The following is a 19,919-nucleotide window of genomic DNA, read 5'->3' as shown; positions in this document are numbered from 1 at the left end:
CTTCGGAGGGAGCCGTTCCCCGTGTGGGGACCGCCCCTACGATGTGGCGGATGAACGGCGACACGGCGGCAGAGACGCCCACTGGTACAGACCGCACCGCACAGGGCGGCGTCGGCGTGCCGGTCCTGACGGACCAGGCGTCCCCCGCCGTCCCGGCCCCGCGGGCGCCCGAGCCCGAGCGCCCGCGGTCCGCGCGCCCGACCTGGCTGCACGGTCTGTCCCCGTACGGCTACACACCGACGTCGCAGGCCACGCCGGCCGAGCGGCTGGTGCCGCCGATGCCGGACGGCCCGGGGGTGACGCCGGACCGGGTCGCGCCTTCGCCGCTGCTGCTGCGGCTCGGCGTGGCCGTGCCGGTGGCCCTGTGGTCCTGGCTCTGCCGCTGGGCGGGCTGGATCGGCCCGCTCGCGGTGGCGCTGTTCGCCGGGCTCCTCCGGTTCGGCAACCTCGGGGAGCCGCACGCGATCATCTTCGACGAGACGTACTACGCCAAGGACGCCTACGCGCTCTGGCACGGCGGCTACGAGATCAACTGGCCGGACGGCGCCAACGAGCAGATCATCGCGGGCGGGCCGGTGCCCTACCGGCCGGACGCGAGCTACGTGGTCCATCCGCCGGTCGGCAAGTGGATCATCGGCGCGGGCGAGCAGCTGTTCGGGATGAACCCGTTCGGCTGGCGGTTCGCGGTGGCGCTGCTCGGCACGCTCTCCGTCCTGATGGTGGCCCGGATCGCCCGCCGGCTGTTCCGCTCGACCCTGCTGGGCTGCGTGGCCGGGCTGCTGCTCGCCGTGGACGGCCTGCACTTCGTGCTCAGCCGCTCGGCGCTGCTGGACCTGGTGGTGATGTTCTGGATCCTCGCCGCCTTCGGCTTCCTGCTGCTGGACCGCGACCACACCCGGGCCCGGATCGCCGAGCGGCTCGGCGGTGTCGCGGACGCGGCGGCCGCCCAGCGACTGAACCTGGGCTGGCGCCCGTACCGGATCGCGGCCGGTGTCTGTGTCGGCCTGACCTGCGCGACCAAGTGGAGCGGCCTGTACGTGGCGGCCGCCTTCGGTGTGCTGACGGTGCTCTGGGACGCGGGCGCGCGCCGCCTGGCGGGGGCGGGCCGCCCGTACCTGTGGACGCTGGTGCGGGACGTCGTGCCGGCCTTCGTCTCGGTCGTCGTGGTCTCCGCGGTGGTCTACGTGACCTCCTGGTGGGGCTGGTTCGCCAGCAGCACCGTGCCCGGCAAGGGCGGCTACGGCCGCGACTGGGCGGTCGGCCGGTCCACCGACTACCCGTGGATACCGGAGGGCCTGCGGGCGCTCTGGCACTACCACTCGACGGTCTACGACTTCCACACCCACCTGAGCGACCCGCACACCTACCAGTCGAACCCGTGGAGCTGGCTGGTGGTGGGCCGCCCGGTCTCCTTCTTCTACGAGTCACCCAAGCAGGGCCAGGCCGGCTGCACCGTGAGCGACTGCGCCCGCGAGGTGCTGGGCATCGGCACCCCGCTGCTCTGGTGGACCGGCGCGGTGGCGCTGGTGTACTGCCTCTGGCGCTGGGCCGCCCGGCGCGACTGGCGGGCCGGCGCGGTGCTCTGCGGCCTGGCCGCGGGCTACCTGCCCTGGTTCGTCTACCAGCAGCGGACGATCTTCCTCTTCTACGCGGTGGCCTTCGTGCCGTTCCTGGTGCTCGCCGTCACCATGCTGGTCGGCGCCCTGATCGGCCCGCCCGGGGCGTCCCGGGACCGCCGGATCATCGGTTCGACGGCGGCCGGTCTGCTGGTGCTGCTGATCGTGTGGAACTTTCTCTTCTTCTACCCCCTGTTCACGGGGGAGACGATTCCGATGGACGACTGGCGCAGGCGGATGTGGTTCAACAGCTGGATCTGAGCGGGGGAACCGTGCCGACGTGGTGCGGGACACGTACCAGATCCGTCACAAGACCCCGGCATTTCGCCGGTGCGCGGAGCTCGTCTGCCTAGGCTGAGCACCGAACGCGTATCCGGCCACCTCCGAAAGCGGCCAGTCGCCAGACCCTTGGGGGAGCAGCACCATGCGCAGAGGCGCGAAGATCGGCATCATCACCGGCGTGTCCCTGGCCGTGCTCGCCGGCGGCGGGTACGGGGCGTACAGCCTCGTCGGCGGCTCGGGCGACTCGGACGGATCACAGGCCAAGAAGGCCCGCACGGTGGTCGCCGAGCCTCCCAGCGCGGAGCAGGCGACGGCCGGTGCCAAGGACTTCCTGGAGGCCTGGGCCGCCGGTGACCTCGCCAAGGCCGCCGGGCTGACCGACGACCCGGCCGCCGCGACCACCGCGCTGACGGCCTTCAAGGACCAGGTGAAGCCGAGCGGGCTGACCCTCGCGCCGTCCGGCCCGGCGACCCCCGCCGCCTTCGCCTCGTCGACCGGCGCACCCTCCCCCGCCGCCAAGGCCACCGGCGCGGCCTCCGCCTCGGCGACGCCGTCCGCGGCGGGCACCGACACGCCGTCGGCCTCCGCCTCGACGGCCCCGACCGGTGTGCTGATGGGCTTCAAGGCCCGGGCCGAGTTCGAGGGCACCAGCCGGGTCTGGGACTACAACGGCTTCCTCAGTGTCGTGAAGATGAGCGACAACACCCCGGCCGTGCACTGGGCACCCACGGTGATCCACCCGCACCTGGGCCCGGGCGAGGTCATCTCCACCCAGCCGGTCTTCGCCCCGCCGGGCAACGTGGTCGACCGCAACGGCAAGGCGCTGCAGAGCAGCTCGATCACGCCGGCGCTGCTCTCCACCCTGCAGACGAACTACCGCAAGATCCTGCAGTCTGACCCGACCAAGGACCAGAGCGACGCGGGCAGCGGCGTGGTGATCACCGACGCGGCCGGCAAGGGCGCCCAGGACAAGCTGTTCACCATCGTCGAGCCCAAGCCCGCCAAGCCGTTCAAGCTGACCATCGACAACGCGATCCAGGCCGCCGCCGAGAAGGCGATGACCGACCTCGGCGGCAAGTCGGGCTCGATCGTGGCCATCGAGCCGAGCACCGGCCAGGTCCTGGCCTTCGCCAACGCGCCCGCCAACGGCCAGAACCGGGCCTTCGAGGGCCAGCTCGCCCCCGGCTCGACGATGAAGATCGTCACCTCGACGGCCCTGCTGGAGGCCGGCGTCAACCCGGACACCGTGGTGCCCTGCCCGGTGAAGAGCAGCAACGCGCAGGCGATCCCGAACTCCTTCCCGGACGCCTACCCGAACAACACGCTCCAGCAGGACTTCATGATCTCCTGCAACACCGCCTTCATCAACCAGGGCCTGGCCAGCCTCAAGCCGAACACCCTGGGCAGCACCGCCAAGGACGTCTTCGGCATCGGGATGGACTGGAAGACCGGCCTGACCAACTCCGACGGCAAGGTGCCGGACCCGGGGAACAACAAGGACGAGCAGGCCATGCAGTCCATCGGCCAGGGCAAGGTCCAGATGAACCCGCTGGCCATCGCCTCGATCACCGCCACCGTGCAGAGCGGCGAGTTCAAGCAGCCGATCCTGGTCGCCGACCTGCCGCAGCAGAAGGCCACCCGGCCGCTCTCCCCCGACGTCGCCGGCAAGCTGCGCGCGATGATGGCGGCCACTGCCAAGGACGGCACCGCCAAGGCCGTCATGAACGGGATCTCGGACAACGCGGGCGCCAAGACCGGCTCGGCGGAGGCCACCGGCGTCGAGACCACCAACAGCTGGTTCACCGCCTACCGCGGCAACATCGCCATCGCCGCCGAGGTCCAGGGCGGCGGCCACGGCGCCGACGCTGCCGGCCCGGCCGTCGCCTCCGTCATCAAGGCGGCCGGCACCCGCTGAGCCCTGCCGAGGATGTGCCGCCCTGCCCCGGTCAGCTCCGGGGCAGGGCCGGCTCCGGCCGGGCCAGCAGGCAGTTGGCCGGGACGGGCCGCCGCCCGCTCCAGCGCCGGGCCGCCAGCCGGGGCCAGATCACCAGCACCACCGGCAGCGCCAGGTATCCGAACCGCCCGGCCGGCGCCAGCATGAACGCGATCGCCAGCCCCGCCGCCAGCAGGTCGGCGGCGGCGATCGCGGAGACCGGCGGCCGGGCCACCAGCCAGATCGCCACCCCCAGCCCGCCGACCGTCATCAGCGCCAGCGACACGGTGTGCCCGGTCGGCCCGAACCCGGCCAGCACCTTGCCGGGCAGCGGGCTGCCGGCCGGCGTCTGGATCGCGGTCAGCCCCAGCGGGAACCGCACCACCTGCTCGCGCAGCGCGTCCGCCCGGGCCAGCGCGGAGGGCACGATCACCGCCAGGCCCGCGCCGAGCGCGGTCAGCCCGGCCCGGGTGGCCGGGCGCCGCCCGTACAGCCGCCAGAGCAGCAGCACGGCCACCGGCAGGGCCGGCCAGGCCGTCCACTTCAGCGTGCAGGCCAGCGCCAGGACCAGCCCGGCACCGATGGTGCGGTCCCGTTCGGCCAGCGCCATGGCCAGACAGCAGACCCCGATCAGCGGCAGGTCCACCCCGCCGACCACCAGCGCCAGCGCGATCAGCGGCGAGGCGGTGAGCACGGCCAGCGGCAGCAGCGGGGCGCGGTCCCGGGAGGGCCGCAGCAGCCGCCAGCTGGCCAGCAGACAGGCCAGGAAGGTCAGCGCGAACCAGATCCGGGCGTCCCCGACCACCTGCGCCACCGGGTTGCCGCTGCCCACCAGGGCGCGCGGCATCCCGAACAGGGTCATGGCCGGCAGGTACGGGTTGTAGTCGGTGACCACCACCGGGTGCGGCAGGTACGGGCTGCCGGTGGTGAGCAGCAGGTGCGCCGAGCGTTCGACCACCATCACCTCGGACTGGTGGCGGCCCTCCAGGGCCAGCAGCGCAAGCGGCACCAGGACGGCGCCGAGCAGGGCGACCCCGGCCGCCGCACGGGCGGCGAACCGCCGGGGCAGGGTCAGGCAGAGCAGCCCGGCGAGGGCGTACGCGGGGGCCGCGATGGTGCCCCAGAGCCGTTGGTTGGGCAGGTCGGAGACGAGCGGGAAGGCCGCCGCCCAGCCGGCGGCGATCAGGCAGCCGAGCAGCTGGACGCGGCGCAGTGAAGCGAGCCGGGCCGGGTTCAGCCGATCGGGGGGTGGCGCAGGCGTGCCGTCACCACGCTGGCGGGGGAACGGCCGGGCGGTCAGACTGCGGCGCAGACGTTCGCGCCCGGTCGGCGGTCCGGCCGCCGCGGGCGGGACGGCCGCGCCACGGCCGGTGAAGCGGCCGCGCGGGCGGGAGTGGCCGGGCGTGCGGGTGCTCACCATGGTGGAAGGTTATGGGTGGGGGCCGCGCCCTGTCGCCATGTCCGGGATGTGGGTGTCCACGGGGACGAAAGGGGCCGCCGGGGTGTGGTCACCGTCCGGCGGCCCCGTCGTCGGGTGGCCGCGATGGTCAGCCGACCTTGCTGTCGGCCGGCGCGTCGACAGTCTCGGACTGCTCCGCGCGCTCCAGCTTGGAGTGCTTGATGCTGTAGCCGAAGTAGACGGCCAGGGCGATCGCGAGGGCGACCCCGCCGGCCTCGAAGGTGTCGGCGTGCAGGCCGGTGATCAGGTAGATGCAGAAGCCGACGCTGACCAGCGGGACGACCGGGTAGCCGGGCACCTTGAAGCCGCGGGGCAGGTCGGGCTGGGTGCGGCGCAGGACGATCACGCCGATGGAGACCACCGAGAACGCGATCAGGGTGCCGAGGCTGGTGATGTCGGCCAGCTTCTCCAGCGGGATGAACGCGGCCAGTGCGCCGACGCCGAGGCCCACCACGATGGTGTTCCAGACGGGGGTGCCGGTGCGCGGCGAGAGCTGGGCGAAGCGCTTGGGCAGCATGCCGTCGCGGCCCATCGAGTAGAGGATGCGGGTCTGGCCGTAGATCACCACGAGGGTGATGGAGAAGATCGAGAGGATCGCGCCGATCGCGAAGACCATCGCGGGCCAGCTCTGGCCGGTGATGTCCTGCAGGATCTGGGCGAGGCCGGCCTCCTGGCCGTCGAACTTCTCCCAGGGCTGGGCGCCGATGCCGGCCAGGGCCACCAGGATGTAGAGCAGGGTGACCACGACCAGCGAGATGATGATCGCCAGCGGCAGGGTGCGGCGCGGGTTCTTGACCTCCTCGCCGGCGGTGGAGACGGCGTCCAGGCCGATGAACGAGAAGAAGATGCTGGAGGCCGCGACCTGCACGCCACCGATGCCGAGCGGCATGAACGGGGTCAGGTTGCCGGAGTGGAAGCCGGTCAGCGCGACGCCGACGAAGAGCACCAGGATGAGGATCTTGACGGCCACCATGGCCGCGTTGACCTTGACGGACTCGCTGACGCCGCGGATCAGCAGGAAGCAGACCATCGCGACCAGCAGCAGCGCCGGCAGGTTGAACCAGTGGGTGCCGTCGGGGGCGCCGGAGAGGTGCTCGGGGATGTGCAGGGAGCCGCCGCTGGCCAGGTCGAGGAACTTGTTCAGGTACTCGGCCCAACTGACCGCGATCGCGGAGGCCGAGACGCCGTACTCCATCAGCAGGCAGATGCCGACGGCGAACGCGACACCCTCGCCGAGGGTGGCGTAGGCGTACGAGTACGAGGAGCCGGAGACCGGGATCGCGGACGCCATCTCGGCGTAGCAGAGCGCGGTGAGGCCGGCGGTGACGGCGGCGATCACGAAGGACAGGATCACGGCCGGGCCGGCCGACGGCACCGCGGTGCTGAGCACGAAGAAGATGCCGGTGCCGATGGTGGCGCCGATGCCGATCGAGGACAGCTGCCAGAGGCCGATCGAACGCCGCAGGTGGATGCCGGAGCGTCCGCCCTCTTCGGGCGCACCGGCGGGGAGGGCGTCGTGGCCCTCACTCTCGGCGATCAGGGTGGAGACGGGCTTGCGCCGCAGCAGGCGCGCGCCGAGGGTGTTGCTGGCCAAAACGACGATCCTTCTAGGCGGGGGAGGGTGTCCTAGCGGCCGGTCACTCGATACGCCATGGGGTGACATCAAGGACCAACCGAACAAACATGGGACAGTACCCCGCGAAAGCACCAGTGTCGCAAACGAACAGTCGCACCGCGCGCATTGTACGAATTGTCGCATCAGCCTGTACAAACCGGACACTTCGCAAACGGCGGATCTCCCACCGAGCAGCTAAGTCGCAGGTCAGGGCTGCTTCGGCGCCGTCAGCCGCCCAGCACGGCCTGCATCACCGAGCGCGCGATCGGCGCCGCCAGGCCACCGCCGGTGACGTCCGTGGCGTCACTGTCCGCGATCACCACGGCGACGGCCACCGGCGGCACGTCGTTCGAGTCGGCCGGCCTGGCCCAGGAGATGAACCAGGCGTACGGCGTCCCGGTGTTGTCCACCCCGTGCTGGGCGGTGCCGGTCTTGCCTCCGACCACCGCGCCGGCGATCCGGGCGTTGCGCCCGGTGCCGTCCTCCACCACGTCGGTCATCAGCTTCCGCACCTGCCCCGCCACCGCCGGGCTCATCGCCTGCCGGTACACCTCCGGACGCATCAGCTGCACGGTGGTGCCGTCGCTCTTGGTCAGCTTGTCCACAAGCTGTGGACGCATCACGGTCCCGTTGTCGGCGACCCCGGCCGCGACCATCGCCATCACCAGCGGGGTGGCCGCGGTGTCGAACTGGCCGATCGAGGAGAGCGCCACCTGGGACTGGTTCATCTCGGTGTCGAAGTTGGAGCGCGCCGGCCGGACCGGGGTGTCCAGCTTGGCGTCGTTGAAGCCGAAGTTCTCGGCCATCGCCACCATCCCGTCCAGCCCGACCTGCACCCCGAGATAGCCCATGGTGCTGTTGCAGCTGTGGACCATCGCGGTGTCCAGCGACTGCCCCGGCTCGTCGCAGGCCGCGGTGTCGTTGACCAGCGGCGTGGTGGTGCCGGGCATCACGTACGGGTACGGCGCGCTGGTCGGCACGTCGATGTCGGAGACCACGCCGCTCTGCAGCGCGGCCGCCGCGGTGACCACCTTGAAGGTCGAGCCCGGCGGGTAGGTCTGGCGCAGCGCCCGGTTGAGCATCGGCTGGTCGGTGTCGGCCTGCAGCTTGTTCCAGGCCGCCTGGTCGGCGGCGGAGGAGCCGGCGAAGCTCCCCGGGTCGTACGAGGGGGTGCTGGCCAGCGCCAGGATCCGGCCGGTGGCGGGCTCGATCGCGGCGACCGCGCCCTTCTGGCCGCCCAGCCCGCGCATCGCGGCCTGCTGGGCGGCCCGGTCGATCGTCGTGTGGACGTCACCGCCCGGGTTCTGCTTCCGGGCGATGGCGTCCCAGACTGCCCAGCTCGCCAGCCGGCTGTCGGTGCCGGAGAGCAGGTCGTCCTCGGTCCCCTCCAGCTGCGTGTTGCCGTATGCCTGCGAGGAGTACCCGGTGACGGCCGCGTACAGCGGCCCGTCGGTGTAGGTGCGCTTGTAGTCGTACCGGCCGCCGGTCGGTTCGGAGCCGGTGACGCTGTCGGCGCCGACCCGGATGTTGCCGCGCGGCTGGGAGTACCGCTCGATGGTGAGTCGCTGGTTGGCCGGGTTGTGGTCCAGCTCCTCGGCCTGGAACACCTGCACCCGAGTTGCCTGGACGCAGAGTGCCCCGATCAGCAGCAGGCAGAAGGTGCCCGCCCGGCGCCCGGTGACGGAGATCCCGGGCCGGCCCTGCGGCCCGTTGCCCCGGCCCAGCGCCATCAGGCCTCCTCGGGGGCCGGCCGGCGGGCGAAGTCGCTCATCCTCACCAGTAACGCGACGATGATCCAGTTGGTCACCACCGAGGAGCCGCCCTGGGCGACGAACGGCAGCGTCATCCCGGTCAGCGGGATGAGGTCCAGCACCCCGCCGGCGACCACGAACACCTGGAGGCCGACGATCGCGGCCAGCCCGATCGCCAGCAGCCGCCCGAACGGGTCGCGCAGCGCGATGCCGGTCCGGAACCCCCGGGAGACCAGCAGCGCGTACAGCAGGAAGAGCGCGATCAGCCCGGTCAGGCCCAGTTCCTCGCCGATGGTGGCGAGGATGAAGTCGGACTTGGCGGCGAAGCCGATCAGCACCGAGTGCCCGTTGCCGAGCCCGGTGCCCAGCTCCCCGCCCCAGGCGAAGGCGAACAGCGACTGGGCGATCTGGTTGGCGCCCCGCCCGGCCGCGATCGAGCCGAGCGGGTCCAGCCAGTCGTTGACCCGGCTGTGCACGTGCGGCGAGAGCCAGCCGACCCCGACCGCCGCCACCGCGGCCAGGAACAGCCCGATCGCGATCCAGCCGCTGCGCGCGGTGGCCACGTAGAGCATCACCACGAAGAGGCCGAAGAAGAGCAGCGAGGTGCCGAGGTCGGTCTCCAGGACGAGGACCCCGACGAAGGCCGCCCAGATCAGCAGCACCGGCCCGAGCACCCGCCCGCGCGGCAACTGGAACCAGAGCACCCGGCGGCCGGTCAGCGCCAGCGCGTCCCGGTGCACCGCCAGGTAGGCGGCGAAGAAGACCGCCAGCAGGATCTTGGCGAACTCCCCCGGCTGGAAGGAGAGCGGCCCGATCGTGATCCAGATGCGCGAGCCGTACACCGGCGGGAAGAAGATCGGCAGCACCAGCAGGACCAGCGCCACCAGCGCGCCGATGTACGCGTAGCGCTGCAGCCGCTTGTGGTCGCGCAACAGCAGGACGACGGCGATGAACAGGCCCACCCCGAGGGTGGACCAGAGCAGCTGGGTGGGCGCCGCGCCACTGCCCGCCGTGGCCCGGTCCAGGCGGTAGATGACGACCAGGCCGATCCCGTTGAGCAGCACGCCGATGGGCAGCAGTAGCGGGTCGGCGTACGGCGCCTTCCAGCGGACCACGGCGTGCGCCAGCAACGCGAGCACACCGAGCGCGGCGCCGTACTCGGCCGCGTCGGCGGGCACCGTGCCGTCGATGTCGACCCCGACCTCGGCGTAGCCGAAGACGGCGATCAGCACGGCGGCGAGGACCAGCGCGAGTTCGGTGTTGCGCCGGGTGGGCACCGTCCGGCGCGGCCGGCCGGCGCTTCTCGTCACGGCGGAGGGTGTCGCCACGGACCGTCCTGGGTGTCCCTGCTGCGGTGATGGTGCGGGGGTGGGCCGTCCTACGACGGCGATCGGGGCGGACGGGCGGCCGAGCCCGTTGCCCCTTTCGTCACCCTAACGAGCACTATCCATATTTATTGACTCTTATCCCCGGTGTGTCCCGCATTGCCCGGAACCCCTCCGGGGCCCCCTCGGCCCCTCTCGGCGCATCCCTCGGCGCCCGGCGCCCGATCGCCCACCGGCGTCCGGGAGTTCACGCCGGATCCCGGCCGCCCGCGCACCGGACCGCGTTGGCCACGGCGAACTGATGATCCCTAGGATCTGGCGGGTGACTACCGGACGACGACCGAAAGCCAGGCTCGGCAGCCTGCTGGCCGCCCTGGCGATAACAGGCGGTGCGCTGCTCAGCGGCCTGCCCGCCCATGCCGACGAACCATCAGCCGGCGCCGCCGCCGGCAAGGAAGCCCCCCGGGTCGACCTCGTCCTGGACGTCAGCGGCTCCATGCGGGCTACCGACATCCAGGGCAAGAGCCGCATCGCGGTGGCCCAGCAGTCCCTCAACGAGGTGATCGACGCCCTGCCCGCGGAGACCGAGTTCGGCATCCGCACCCTCGGCGCCAACTACCCCGGCGACGACAAGGCCCAGGGCTGCCTGGACACCAAGCAGCTCTTCCCGGTCGGCAAGACCAACAAGGTCGAGGCCAAGACGGCCGTCGCCACCCTGCGCCCGACCGGCTGGACCCCGATCGGCCTGGCCCTGCGCGGCGCCGCCCAGGACCTCGGCAAGGGCGAGACCACCCGCCGGGTGGTGCTGATCACCGACGGCGAGGACTCCTGCGCCCCGCCGGACCCGTGCGACGTGGCCCGCGAACTGGCCGCCCAGGGCATCCACCTGGTGGTCGACACGCTGGGCCTGGCACACGACGACAAGACCCGTCAGCAGCTGCTCTGCATCGCCAACGCCACAGGCGGCACCTACACCGACGTCCGCACCCAGGAGCAGCTCACCGACAAGGTGAAGCAGCTGGTCGACCGCTCCAGCGACACCTACACCGTGGCGCCGGTCAAGACCGCGGGCACCGACAAGTGCGAGAGCGCGCCCGTGCTCACCCCCGGCGTCTACAGCGACCGGGAGAAGTTCTCCGAGCACCGCGTCTACCGCGTCCCGGTCAAGGCCGGACAGGAGCTGCGCGCCTCGGTCAGCGTCTCCGTGGACCGGGCCGTGGCCCGCGACTACGGCGTCCTGCTCCAGGCCACCAGCACCGCCGGCCAGGAACTGGTCCGCGGCACCGACGCCGGCAGCGGCCGGACCGACGTGATCTCCACCGGCCTGCGCTGGTCCACCGACGACTCCAAGGGCTACGCCTCCGCGACGCCCTCCGCCTCCCCGAGCGGCAAGCCGGAGACCACCGTCTGCCTGGTCGTCAGCAACTCGCTGGCCGCCCAGCCCGGCGTCCAGGCCGAGCCCGGCCTGCCGCTGGAGCTGACGGTCGACCTGACCGCCGCCTCGCCCGCCCCGGACGGCCCGGCGATGGGTCTCGGCCGCGGCTGGATCCTGCTGCTGGTGCTCACCCTGGCCGGCCTGCTGACCGGCCTGCTCTTCGGCTGGATCGCACGCTGGCGGATCGCTGTCTGGCGGGAGAACTGACCATGCGCAACTCGACGACTCGCAGCGCCTTCCGTAGCGCCCTGGCCGGGCTCGCACTGCTCCCGGCCCTCGTGGTCGCGGCCCCGGCCGCCTCCGCCGCCTCACCGTCCCCCTCCGCCGGCGCGAGCGGCAGCCCCGCCCCCGTCACCAAGGCCGGGACGTCCTTCCTGACCGCGGTCAACCTCGCCGCCGGCCAGGACGCCAACGTCGCCGCCTCCACCGGCGACTACCTGTACTGGGCGTTCGGCGCCTCCGAGGGCCAGACCCCGACGGTCGGCCTGACCGTCAACCTGGCCCCCTCCGCCGACCGGCACGGCCCGCAGACCTGGAGCGTCGAGGTGTTCGACGGGCTGCGCCGCCGCCAGTCCTGCACCGCCGGCACCCAGAACGCGACCGCCGAGCCCGCCGCGGCGTCGCTCGCGCTGAACTGCACCCTGCGCGAGGTCCGCTCCTGGGCCGAGCCGTGGTCCGGCGACCCGCTGCCCGGCACCTACTACGTCCGCCTCTCGGTCTCCGACGTCCCGCAGCCCGACCTCGGCCTCGCGGCCTCCGTCCAGCTGCACGTCGCCGCCAAGGGTGACGCGGACAACGCCCAGCCGGAGGGCGGCGAGCTCAAGGCCCCGCTCGTCCCGCCGGCCGGCGGCGGCGCCCCGACCGCCAAGGCGGCCGCGCCCGAGGAGCCCGAGGACCACTGGTACACCGGCTGGTTCTCCGGCTGGAACAGCCGTTGGTTCTGGACCGTGGCGGGCGGCGCCCTGGCCGCCCTGGCCGGCGTCGCGGGCTACACCCTGACCCGCCACCCGCGCGGCCGGCGTCCGGCCCGCTACGGCACCGTGCCGCCGCAGGCCGGCGCCCCGCAGCCGGGCCCCTACGCGGGCTCGGGCCAGCCCTGACGGACCCCGCCCACCCCGAGGGCCGGCCGGAGCACCCGCTCCGCCCGGCCCTCGGCCGTTCCCCCGGAAACGGCACTGGCACACGGGAGTGATCACCGTCACGTCGCCGAACCGGCGCCCCACCCCGCCCGCCTGACCCACCGTCCGGCGCCCCTGCCCCCACAACGCAGAAGTCCCGCCCGATCTGATGATCGGGCGGGACTTCCTGTTGGGTGGAGCTGAGGGGATTCGAACCCCTGACCCCCTCGATGCGAACGAGGTGCGCTACCGGACTGCGCCACAGCCCCAACGAGAAGAAACTTTAGCACCTTTCGGAGGGGGGTTGTGACCACCCCCCGGGACGCCGTCCTGGTCGGCGGCCCGGCGCGGTCATTCGTTGGCGGCGCGAGGGCGGGTCTCGGGGGCCGGGGCTTCGGCGTACTGGTCGAAGAGCGGTGTGGTGCGGGCCTCGGTGGGGCGGCCGGCGGTCCAGGTGCCGGGGGCCGACAGATCGAGGCCGCGGGTGACCCGGGGCGCCACCGGGGCGGTGACGTAGGTCGGCAGCGGGACGGGGACGGGCTCCCAGGAGTCCGGGCCGGCCGCGCCGCGCTCGCGCATGCCGTCGACCCACTCCTCGTGCTCGGTCGCCTCCGCCACGGCGGACGCCGAGGCGGAGCCGCCGGCAGCGGCCGGGGCGGGGTCGGCGGGGGCCGGGTCGGTGGCGAGCCGCAGGTGCGGGCGGGCACGGACGGGCTCCGCGGGGGCATCCGGCAGCGGCTCCTCGGCCGGGCGGGCCTCGGCGCGCTGCTGCTCGCGCTTGCGCAGCCGCTCGGCGGCCTGGGCGGCCCGGGCGCGGTCGAGCTTCACCTCGTACCGCTGGCGCTCCAGCTTGCGCAGGTGGCCGATGTAGAGGGTGAGGAGGACCGCCGGCACGGCCGGGACCCAGAGGAAGGCCAGACCGGCCACCGCCGCGACGACCGCGCCGAGCGCGAACGCCAGGAAGAGGAAGCTGACCATCCGGCGCCGCCGGGCCAGCAGCCGGGCCCGGCGCTCGGCCCCGGCCCGCCGCTCGGCGGTCTCCTCGGCCGCACGCTCGGCCGTCCGCTCCGCCGGGTGCCCGGCGGGGTGCTCCGCGGGACGCTCGGCCGGATCGTCCGCCGGGCCCTCCACGGGCTCCTCGACGGTGCCGCTCCCAGGGTCGCCGGAGGCGGCCTCGTCCCGTCCGGGAGGGCCGTCCTTGCTCTGCTCGTCGTCACGCGGTTCGTCGCCCAGGGCCCGGGATGCCCGCCGCTCCAGCGCCGATCGCCCGGCCAGCAGGCGGATGGCGGTGCTGAAGCGTTCCGTCGGGCGCGCCTCGTTGAGCTCGTCCTGCCTGCGGAGCCACATCGGCACGAGATAGGCGGCCCAGGCCCCTACGATGACGGCGTAGATAAGGCCGCTACTGCTCACGTTTCACACCGTACGGGCGCCGGGGAAGGCCTGGCAGCAATTTGGCACGGCGTGTCGTGTGATCAAGCTGATTCTCCGACTATTTTGCCGGCATTTGTGCCCGTCCGTCGCCACGCCGATGCCATATCGATATTTCCTTCGAACATATATTCAATTCCTGCGGCGGTGCCCGGAACTGAGCGCCCGCCAGCGCTCCAGCATCCCCTCGGGGACCTCCTCCGCGGTGAGCGCGTACACCAGGTGGTCCCGCCAGTCGCCGTCGATGTGCAGATAGCGCGGCCGCATTCCCTCCGAGCGGAAGCCGAGCTTTTCCACCACCCGCCGGCTCGGCCCGTTCTCCGGGCGGATGCAGACCTCGATGCGGTGCAGTCCGAGCGTGCGGAAACAGTGGTCCACCGAAAGTGCCACCGCGGTCGGCATGATGCCCCGGCCGGCCACCGCCTCGTCGACCCAGTAGCCGACATTGGCCGAGCACATCGAACCCCAGGTGATCCCGCCCACGGTCAGCTGGCCGACCAGCCGGCCCTTGTGGAGCACGACGAAGGGCAGCATCCGCCCGGCCGAGGCCTCGCCGCGCAGGAACCGGACCATCTGCCGGTAGGTGGGCCGCGGACCGGCGCCCTGGCCGGCCGGGCCGGGCGGCACGGTGGCCTCCCAGCGGCGCAGCCAGTCCCGGTTGCGCCGGCTGACCTCCTGCCACTCGCGCTGGTCGCGGACCCGGATCGGGCGCAGCGCGACGTCCCCCTCGTGGAGCTCTACCGGCCAGCCGGCGTTCAGTGCGCTCTCCCGGAAGCAGGTGCGTCGGGCCGGGGGTGGTCCCCGCCGCCGAGCTGGTCGACGGCGTGGGCGAGCAACGGCTCCAGGACGGCCAGGCCGTCCTTGACGCCGCCGGTCGAGCCCGGCAGGTTGACGATCAGGGTACGTCCGGCGAGGCCGGCCAGCCCGCGGGAGAGCGCGGAGGTCGGGACCTTCTCTCGGCCGTGGGCCCGGATGGCCTCGGCGATGCCGGGGACCTGCCGGTCGATGACCCGGGAGGTCATCTCGGGGGTCAGGTCCATCGGGGAGATGCCGGTGCCGCCGGTGGTCAGCACCACGTCGTAGCCGGCCGCGACGGCCTCCCGCAGGGCCGCCTCGACCGGTTCGCCGTCGGGGACGACCACGGGGCCGTCGACGGTGAAGCCCATCGCGCGCAGGCCCGCCACCAGCAGCGGGCCGCCCTTGTCCTGGTAGACGCCGGCCGAGGCCCGGTTGGAGACGGTGACGGCCAGCGCGCGCATGCCCGGCTCGCTCATGCGCCCGCCTCCGGGGTGAACCAGTCGCCGCTCTTGCCGCCGGTCTTGCTGAGCACCCGGACGGACTCGATGGTGGCGCTCTTGTCGACGGCCTTGACCATGTCGATCACGGTGAGGCCGGCCACCGCGACGGCGGTGAGCGCCTCCATCTCGACGCCGGTGCGGTCGGCGGTCTTCACGGTGGCGGTGATCTCGACCGCGTCGTCGGCGACCGAGAGGTCGACCTTGACCCCGGAGACCGCGATCGGGTGGCAGAGCGGGATCAGGTCCGGGGTCTTCTTGGCGCCCATGATCCCGGCGATCCGGGCGACGGCGAGGGCGTCACCCTTGGGCACGCCCTCCCCGCGCAGCAGCTCGACCACGCGCGGGGAGACCCGGACCCGGCCGGCCGCGACGGCGGTGCGCGCGGTGGTGGCCTTCTCGGAGACGTCGACCATCCGGGCCGCGCCCTGGTCGTCGACGTGGGTGAGGCGGTCGCCGGGGGGTGAGGTGCTCACGGGTGCTCCAGGGGGCGCGCAGGTCGAATACCGCGCTACCGTACCCCCCGTCCCGGCCGGGGCGTGGGACGGGCCGCGTCCGCGAGACGGCCCGCCGCGCCGGGCGGTCAGCCGCCGAGCAGGACGACGTCCACCTCGCTGCCGGCGGGCAGCTCGGTGACGTCCTCGGGGACGGTGATCAGGCAGTCGGCCCGGGCCAGCGCGCCGACCAGGTGGGACCCGGCCCCGCCGACCGGCTCGACCACGCCGGCCGCGGCGTCGTACCGGCCGCGCAGGAACTGCCGCCGGCCGGCGGGCGAGCGCAGCGTCGCCGGGCAGAGCGCGCGGACCACCGGGCGGTGGACGTCGGCGGCGCCGAGCATGGTGCGGATCACCGGGCGGACGAACAGCTCGAAGGAGATGTAGGCGCTGACCGGGTTGCCGGGCAGAGCCAGCAGGGGCACCCCGGAGCCGCCGGCCCCGGCACCGCTCCCGGCGCCGATCCGGCCGAAGCCCTGCGGCTTGCCGGGCTGCATCCGCAGCCGCCGGAAGTCGACCCCGCCGTAGGACTCGAAGACCTCCTTGACCACGTCGTACGCGCCGACGCTGACGCCGCCGCTGGTGACGATCAGGTCGGCCCGGCTGAGCTGGTCCTCCAGGACGGCACGCAGCCGCGCCGCGTCGTCCGGCACGCCGCCGACGCGGTAGGCGATGGCGCCGGCGTCGCGGGCCGCGGCGGTGAGGGTGTAGCTGTTGGAGTCGGAGATCTGGCCGGGGCCGACCGGCTCGCCGGGCTGGACCAGCTCGCTGCCGGTGGAGAGGACGACCACGCGCGGGCGCGGGCGGACCTTCACGGTGGCCCGGCCGATCGCGGCGAGCAGGCCGAGCTGGGCGGGGCCGAGCCGGGTGCCGGCCTCCAGTACCCGCGAGCCGGCCGCGACGTCGCTGCCGCGGAGGCGGATGTGGGCGCCGTCGGAGACCGGGCGCAGTACCCGGACCTCCTCGTCCTCGACGGCGGCGGTCATCGCGTCGGCGGCCTGCCCGCTGCCGCTGGAGCCGTCGGTCCACTCGACCGGGGCGACGGCCTGGGCGCCGGGCGGGACGGGGGCGCCGGTCATGATCCGGGCGGCTTGGCCGGGGCCGACCTTCGGCAGTTCGCCGGCGCCGGCGGCGATGTCGCCGACCACCGCGAGCACCGAGGGGTACTCGGCGGTGGCGCCGGCGGTGTCGGCGGTGCGGAGCGCGTAGCCGTCCATCGAGCTGTTGTCGAAGGGCGGCAGGTCGCCGTCGGCGTGCACGTCCTCGTCGAGCCGGCAGCCCTGGGCGTCGAGCAGCTGGAGCTCGATCGCGGGCAGCGGGCCGACGGTGGCCAGGACGTCGGCGAGGTGTTCGTCGACCGTCCAGAGCCTGACCGGGCGAGCGGCCGGTGCCGGGTCCGCGGCTCCCTCGCAGCAGGCTGCGGCAGGGGTGGTGCTGCTTTCCGTGGACCCGGTCATCGGCTCACTCGCTCTCTGTCGGTAGGTCAGTCCTGCAGCTCGGAGGCGACGAACTCGCGGAGCCAGGAGCGGAACTCCGGGCCCAGGTCCTCGCGCTCGGAGGCCAGTCGGACGATAGCGCGCAGGTAGTCCGCGCGGTCGCCGGTGTCGTAGCGGCGGCCCTTGAAGAGGACGCCGTGCACCTGGCCGCCGACCTCCGGTTCGCGGGTGGCCAGCTCGCGCAGGGCGTCGGTGAGCTGGATCTCGCCGCCACGGCCGGGCGGGGTCTCGCGCAGCACGTCGAAGACCGAGGGGTCGAGGACGTAACGGCCGATGACGGCGTAGTTCGACGGGGCGTCGGCGGTGTCGGGCTTCTCGACCAGGTCGGTCACCTGGAAGACGTCCTCGCCGAAACCGTTGGCCTTGACGGCCGCGCAGCCGTAGAGGTGGATCTGGGAGGGGTCGACCTCCATCAGCGCGACGACCGAGCCGCCGAGCTCCTGCTGGACCTCGATCATGCGGGCGAGCAGCGGGTCGCGCGGGTCGATCAGGTCGTCGCCCAGCAGGACGGCGAACGGCTGGCCGGCGACGTGCTGCTCGGCGACCGAGACGGCGTGGCCGAGGCCCTTGGGGTCGCCCTGGCGGACGTAGTGCATGTTGGCCAGGTCGACGGACTCGCGGACCCGGCGCAGGCGGTCCTGGTCACCCTTGCGGGCGAGCAGCTCCTCCAGCTCGTACGCGCGGTCGAAGTGGTCCTCCAGAGCGCGCTTGTTGCGGCCGGTGACCATCAGTATGTCGGACAGCCCGGCGGCGGCCGCCTCCTCGACGACGTACTGGATCGCCGGCTTGTCGACGACCGGCAGCATCTCCTTCGGAGTCGCCTTGGTCGCCGGGAGGAAGCGGGTGCCCAGTCCGGCCGCGGGGACCACGGCCTTGGTTACCGGCACTCGAGAGCTGGTCGTCGTCATGCGTTTTACCTTACTAAGGCATGTTTACGCCTGGCCGAGCGCGGTTGACCGGTGATGACAGCACGTCGCTGGGCCCGGCCACGATGGCAGGCAGAGAGGAAGTGACGGGAGAGGCGAGGGTGTCCCCTCCGGCACAGGCGGACAGACTACCCGCCTTTCCGGAACGGTCACGCTCGGCGTCGGAGCCGCCCTCCGACCGCGGGGGAACCGTTCCGCGCCAGCAGTCCCCGCCGGCCGCCCGGGCCTCGGCGAGGGCCCGGTCGGCGGCCCGGAGCAGGACGGCGGCGTGGGTGCCGTCCTCCGGCAGCACCGCGAGGCCGACGGCGGCGGTCAACCCGTTGCCGTGCGGGCGGCGGTCCTCGCGCGGGCCGGAGGACCAGTCCAGCAGCAGGTGGCGGCGGACCGACCAGGCCAGCCGCTCGGCGACCTGCGCGGCGCCCTCGGCGCCGGTGTCCGGCAGCACGGCCAGGAACTCCTCGCCGCTGTACCGGCCGAAGGTGTCCGAGCGGCGGATCTCCATGCCGAGCCGCTGGGCGAGGTCGCGCAGCACCGCGTTGGCCCGGGCCCGACCGTGCTCGGCGATGACCGCCTCGAAGCCCGCGATCTCCAGCAGCAGCACGGCCAGCGGGCGCGGGCCCTCCTGCTGCTCGGCCTGCTCGGCGCGGCGGGCGCGCTCGATCTCCTTGTCCAGCGTGAGCTGCAGGTGCCGGTAGTTCCAGACGCCGGTGAGCGGGTCGCAGGAGGCGGTGCGCTCCAGCTCGGCGCAGCGGGCCTCCAGCTCGGCGACCCGCTCGCGCAGCCGGGCCTCGCGGGCGGCCTGGCCCCGGTCGCCGCGGCGCAGTCGCAGCCCGAGCACGGTGGCGCCGGCCAGCGCGGGGACGCTCAGCGCGGCCAGGGCCTGGACCAGCAGCGGGGTGGACATCGGGGCGCCTTCCGCGTGTCAGGCTCTGGGCGTCGCCCGCACAGAGCCGGGGAGCACCGAGCCGGGGAGGATCGAGCCGTGAAGGGTCGAGCCGTGGAGGATCCCATGCACAACGAGAAGAGCGCGCTGAGGACACGGCTGCTGTCGCAGCGGCGCGCGCTGTCGCCGGAGGCCCGGGAGGCGGCCGCGCAGGCGCTGGCCGGGCACGCCGGGGAGCTGGCCGCGCCGGGTGCCACGGTGGCCGCGTACGTGTCGGTCGGCGCCGAGCCGGGCACCCGGCCGCTGCTGGACGCACTGCTGGCACGCGGGGTGCGGGTGCTGCTGCCGGTGCTGCTGGCCGACAACGACCTGGACTGGGCCGCCTACGAGGGCCCGGGTGCGCTGGCCCCGGCCGGGCGGGGGCTGCTGGAGCCGGTCGGCGGCCGGCTCGGCCCTGAGGCGGTGACCGGGGCGGAGCTGGTGCTGCTGCCGGGCCTGGCGGTGGACCGGCAGGGTCTGCGGCTGGGCCGGGGCGGCGGCTCGTACGACCGGGTGCTGGCCCGGCTGGGGCGGGCCGGAGTGCGCCCGCTGCTGGCCGTGCTGCTGTACGAGCACGAGCTCCTGGCAAGCGTGCCGGCCGAGCCGCACGACCTGCCGGTGGACGCCGCGCTCACGCCGTCGGGGCTGCACCGGCTGGACCGGGAACGGCTGGGCTGACGGCAACCGGGCTGACGGCAACCGAGCCGACGACGGCCTGGCCGGAACACGACCGCGGCCCCGCCTTCCCCCGGTGCGGGGAGGGGCGGGGCCGCGGCCGTGCGGTCGGTCAGCCGGTGGTCAGCCGGTGGTCAGCACCAGCTTGT

General features: G+C 73.5%; 16 protein-coding genes and 1 tRNA gene. 5 read left to right on the top strand and 12 right to left on the bottom strand.

Going from position 1 to position 19,919, the window contains the following annotated elements; translation table 11 throughout:
• Positions 1–50: 50 nt before the first annotated feature.
• Both ACZ6NC_RS29825 and ACZ6NC_RS29820 read left to right on the top strand, forming a co-directional pair.
• The gene (locus ACZ6NC_RS29825; protein WP_465736881.1) at positions 51–1,877 is read left to right on the top strand and encodes a dolichyl-phosphate-mannose--protein mannosyltransferase; all 1,827 of its coding nucleotides are present in this window, start codon (positions 51–53) and stop codon (positions 1,875–1,877) included.
• A 163-nt stretch (positions 1,878–2,040) separates the two neighbouring features.
• Positions 2,041–3,813, top strand: coding sequence for a penicillin-binding transpeptidase domain-containing protein (locus ACZ6NC_RS29820; protein WP_465736879.1), 1,773 nt, complete (start codon positions 2,041–2,043; stop codon positions 3,811–3,813).
• A gap of 31 nt (positions 3,814–3,844) precedes the next feature.
• On the opposite strand, the gene ACZ6NC_RS29815 is transcribed toward ACZ6NC_RS29820, so the two are convergent.
• The 4 genes from ACZ6NC_RS29815 to ACZ6NC_RS29800 all read right to left on the bottom strand — a co-directional run bounded on the left by ACZ6NC_RS29815 (position 3,845) and on the right by ACZ6NC_RS29800 (position 9,966).
• Entirely contained in the window at positions 3,845–5,251 is a 1,407-nt protein-coding gene (locus ACZ6NC_RS29815) for a glycosyltransferase 87 family protein (RefSeq protein ID WP_465736877.1), read from the bottom strand.
• A 127-nt stretch (positions 5,252–5,378) separates the two neighbouring features.
• Positions 5,379–6,953: an amino acid permease gene (locus tag ACZ6NC_RS29810; RefSeq protein ID WP_465736999.1), complete on the bottom strand. Its 1,575-nt coding sequence runs from the start codon at positions 6,951–6,953 to the stop codon at positions 5,379–5,381.
• A 179-nt stretch (positions 6,954–7,132) separates the two neighbouring features.
• Positions 7,133–8,635, bottom strand: coding sequence for a penicillin-binding transpeptidase domain-containing protein (locus tag ACZ6NC_RS29805; protein WP_465736875.1), 1,503 nt, complete (start codon positions 8,633–8,635; stop codon positions 7,133–7,135).
• On the bottom strand, positions 8,635–9,966 hold the full coding sequence (locus ACZ6NC_RS29800; RefSeq protein ID WP_465736873.1) for an FtsW/RodA/SpoVE family cell cycle protein: 1,332 nt from the start codon (positions 9,964–9,966) through the stop codon (positions 8,635–8,637). The genes ACZ6NC_RS29805 and ACZ6NC_RS29800 overlap by 1 nt, the downstream gene beginning before the upstream one ends.
• Positions 9,967–10,303: 337 nt before the next feature.
• Here ACZ6NC_RS29800 and ACZ6NC_RS29795 point away from each other — a divergent pair, with 337 nt between their 5' ends.
• Together ACZ6NC_RS29795 and ACZ6NC_RS29790 are read left to right on the top strand one after the other, a co-directional pair.
• Positions 10,304–11,623 carry a VWA domain-containing protein gene (locus ACZ6NC_RS29795; RefSeq protein WP_465736871.1) on the top strand — a complete coding sequence of 440 codons (1,320 nt, stop codon included), beginning with the start codon at positions 10,304–10,306 and terminating at the stop codon, positions 11,621–11,623.
• Positions 11,624–11,625: 2 nt separating this feature from the next.
• Positions 11,626–12,516: a peptidase gene (locus ACZ6NC_RS29790; protein WP_465736869.1), complete on the top strand. Its 891-nt coding sequence runs from the start codon at positions 11,626–11,628 to the stop codon at positions 12,514–12,516.
• A gap of 213 nt (positions 12,517–12,729) precedes the next feature.
• Here the strand turns inward: ACZ6NC_RS29790 and ACZ6NC_RS29785 are convergent.
• The 8 genes from ACZ6NC_RS29785 to ACZ6NC_RS29750 form a co-directional block, all read right to left on the bottom strand.
• Positions 12,730–12,803 (bottom strand) — tRNA-Ala (locus ACZ6NC_RS29785).
• Between the two features lie 82 nt (positions 12,804–12,885).
• Positions 12,886–13,944, bottom strand: a complete 1,059-nt coding sequence (gene sepX / locus ACZ6NC_RS29780; RefSeq protein ID WP_465736867.1) for a divisome protein SepX/GlpR — start codon at positions 13,942–13,944, stop codon at positions 12,886–12,888.
• Positions 13,945–14,094: 150 nt separating this feature from the next.
• A complete protein-coding gene (locus tag ACZ6NC_RS29775; RefSeq protein ID WP_465736998.1) occupies positions 14,095–14,721 on the bottom strand; it encodes a GNAT family N-acetyltransferase in 627 nt (208 codons plus the stop codon).
• Positions 14,718–15,236, bottom strand: a complete 519-nt coding sequence (locus tag ACZ6NC_RS29770; protein ID WP_465736865.1) for a MogA/MoaB family molybdenum cofactor biosynthesis protein — start codon at positions 15,234–15,236, stop codon at positions 14,718–14,720. Before ACZ6NC_RS29770 ends, ACZ6NC_RS29775 begins: the two co-directional genes overlap by 4 nt.
• A complete protein-coding gene (gene moaC, locus ACZ6NC_RS29765; protein ID WP_465736997.1) occupies positions 15,233–15,673 on the bottom strand; it encodes a cyclic pyranopterin monophosphate synthase MoaC in 441 nt (146 codons plus the stop codon). The genes ACZ6NC_RS29770 and moaC overlap by 4 nt, the downstream gene beginning before the upstream one ends.
• A gap of 167 nt (positions 15,674–15,840) precedes the next feature.
• Positions 15,841–17,208 (bottom strand): molybdotransferase-like divisome protein Glp, encoded by a 1,368-nt coding sequence (gene glp / locus ACZ6NC_RS29760; RefSeq protein ID WP_465736863.1) that lies wholly within the window; start codon positions 17,206–17,208, stop codon positions 15,841–15,843.
• A gap of 26 nt (positions 17,209–17,234) precedes the next feature.
• Entirely contained in the window at positions 17,235–18,155 is a 921-nt protein-coding gene (galU, locus tag ACZ6NC_RS29755; protein WP_465736862.1) for a UTP--glucose-1-phosphate uridylyltransferase GalU, read from the bottom strand.
• 13 nt (positions 18,156–18,168) lie between these two features.
• Positions 18,169–19,077 carry a GGDEF domain-containing protein gene (locus ACZ6NC_RS29750; protein ID WP_465736861.1) on the bottom strand — a complete coding sequence of 303 codons (909 nt, stop codon included), beginning with the start codon at positions 19,075–19,077 and terminating at the stop codon, positions 18,169–18,171.
• Positions 19,078–19,182: 105 nt separating this feature from the next.
• Here ACZ6NC_RS29750 and ACZ6NC_RS29745 point away from each other — a divergent pair, with 105 nt between their 5' ends.
• On the top strand, positions 19,183–19,773 hold the full coding sequence (locus ACZ6NC_RS29745) for a 5-formyltetrahydrofolate cyclo-ligase (RefSeq protein WP_465736860.1): 591 nt from the start codon (positions 19,183–19,185) through the stop codon (positions 19,771–19,773).
• The last annotated feature ends 146 nt before the right edge of the window (positions 19,774–19,919 follow it).

This window comes from Kitasatospora sp. NPDC041988 (assembly GCF_055588525.1).
Note: the sequence above shows the minus strand (reverse complement) of the source record. Positions and strands in the feature narration are given on the sequence as shown.

Coding starts and splice junctions, on each gene's coding strand:
- ACZ6NC_RS29825 (WP_465736881.1), top strand. CDS start 51: ATGAACGGCGACACGGCGGCAGAGACGCCCACTGGTACAGACCGCACC.
- ACZ6NC_RS29820 (WP_465736879.1), top strand. CDS start 2,041: ATGCGCAGAGGCGCGAAGATCGGCATCATCACCGGCGTGTCCCTGGCC.
- ACZ6NC_RS29815 (WP_465736877.1), bottom strand. CDS start 5,251: ATGGTGAGCACCCGCACGCCCGGCCACTCCCGCCCGCGCGGCCGCTTC.
- ACZ6NC_RS29810 (WP_465736999.1), bottom strand. CDS start 6,953: ATGTCACCCCATGGCGTATCGAGTGACCGGCCGCTAGGACACCCTCCC.
- ACZ6NC_RS29805 (WP_465736875.1), bottom strand. CDS start 8,635: ATGGCGCTGGGCCGGGGCAACGGGCCGCAGGGCCGGCCCGGGATCTCC.
- ACZ6NC_RS29790 (WP_465736869.1), top strand. CDS start 11,626: ATGCGCAACTCGACGACTCGCAGCGCCTTCCGTAGCGCCCTGGCCGGG.
- ACZ6NC_RS29770 (WP_465736865.1), bottom strand. CDS start 15,236: ATGAGCGAGCCGGGCATGCGCGCGCTGGCCGTCACCGTCTCCAACCGG.
- moaC (WP_465736997.1), bottom strand. CDS start 15,673: ATGGTCGACGTCTCCGAGAAGGCCACCACCGCGCGCACCGCCGTCGCG.
- glp (WP_465736863.1), bottom strand. CDS start 17,208: ATGACCGGGTCCACGGAAAGCAGCACCACCCCTGCCGCAGCCTGCTGC.
- galU (WP_465736862.1), bottom strand. CDS start 18,155: ATGACGACGACCAGCTCTCGAGTGCCGGTAACCAAGGCCGTGGTCCCC.
- ACZ6NC_RS29750 (WP_465736861.1), bottom strand. CDS start 19,077: ATGTCCACCCCGCTGCTGGTCCAGGCCCTGGCCGCGCTGAGCGTCCCC.
- ACZ6NC_RS29745 (WP_465736860.1), top strand. CDS start 19,183: ATGCACAACGAGAAGAGCGCGCTGAGGACACGGCTGCTGTCGCAGCGG.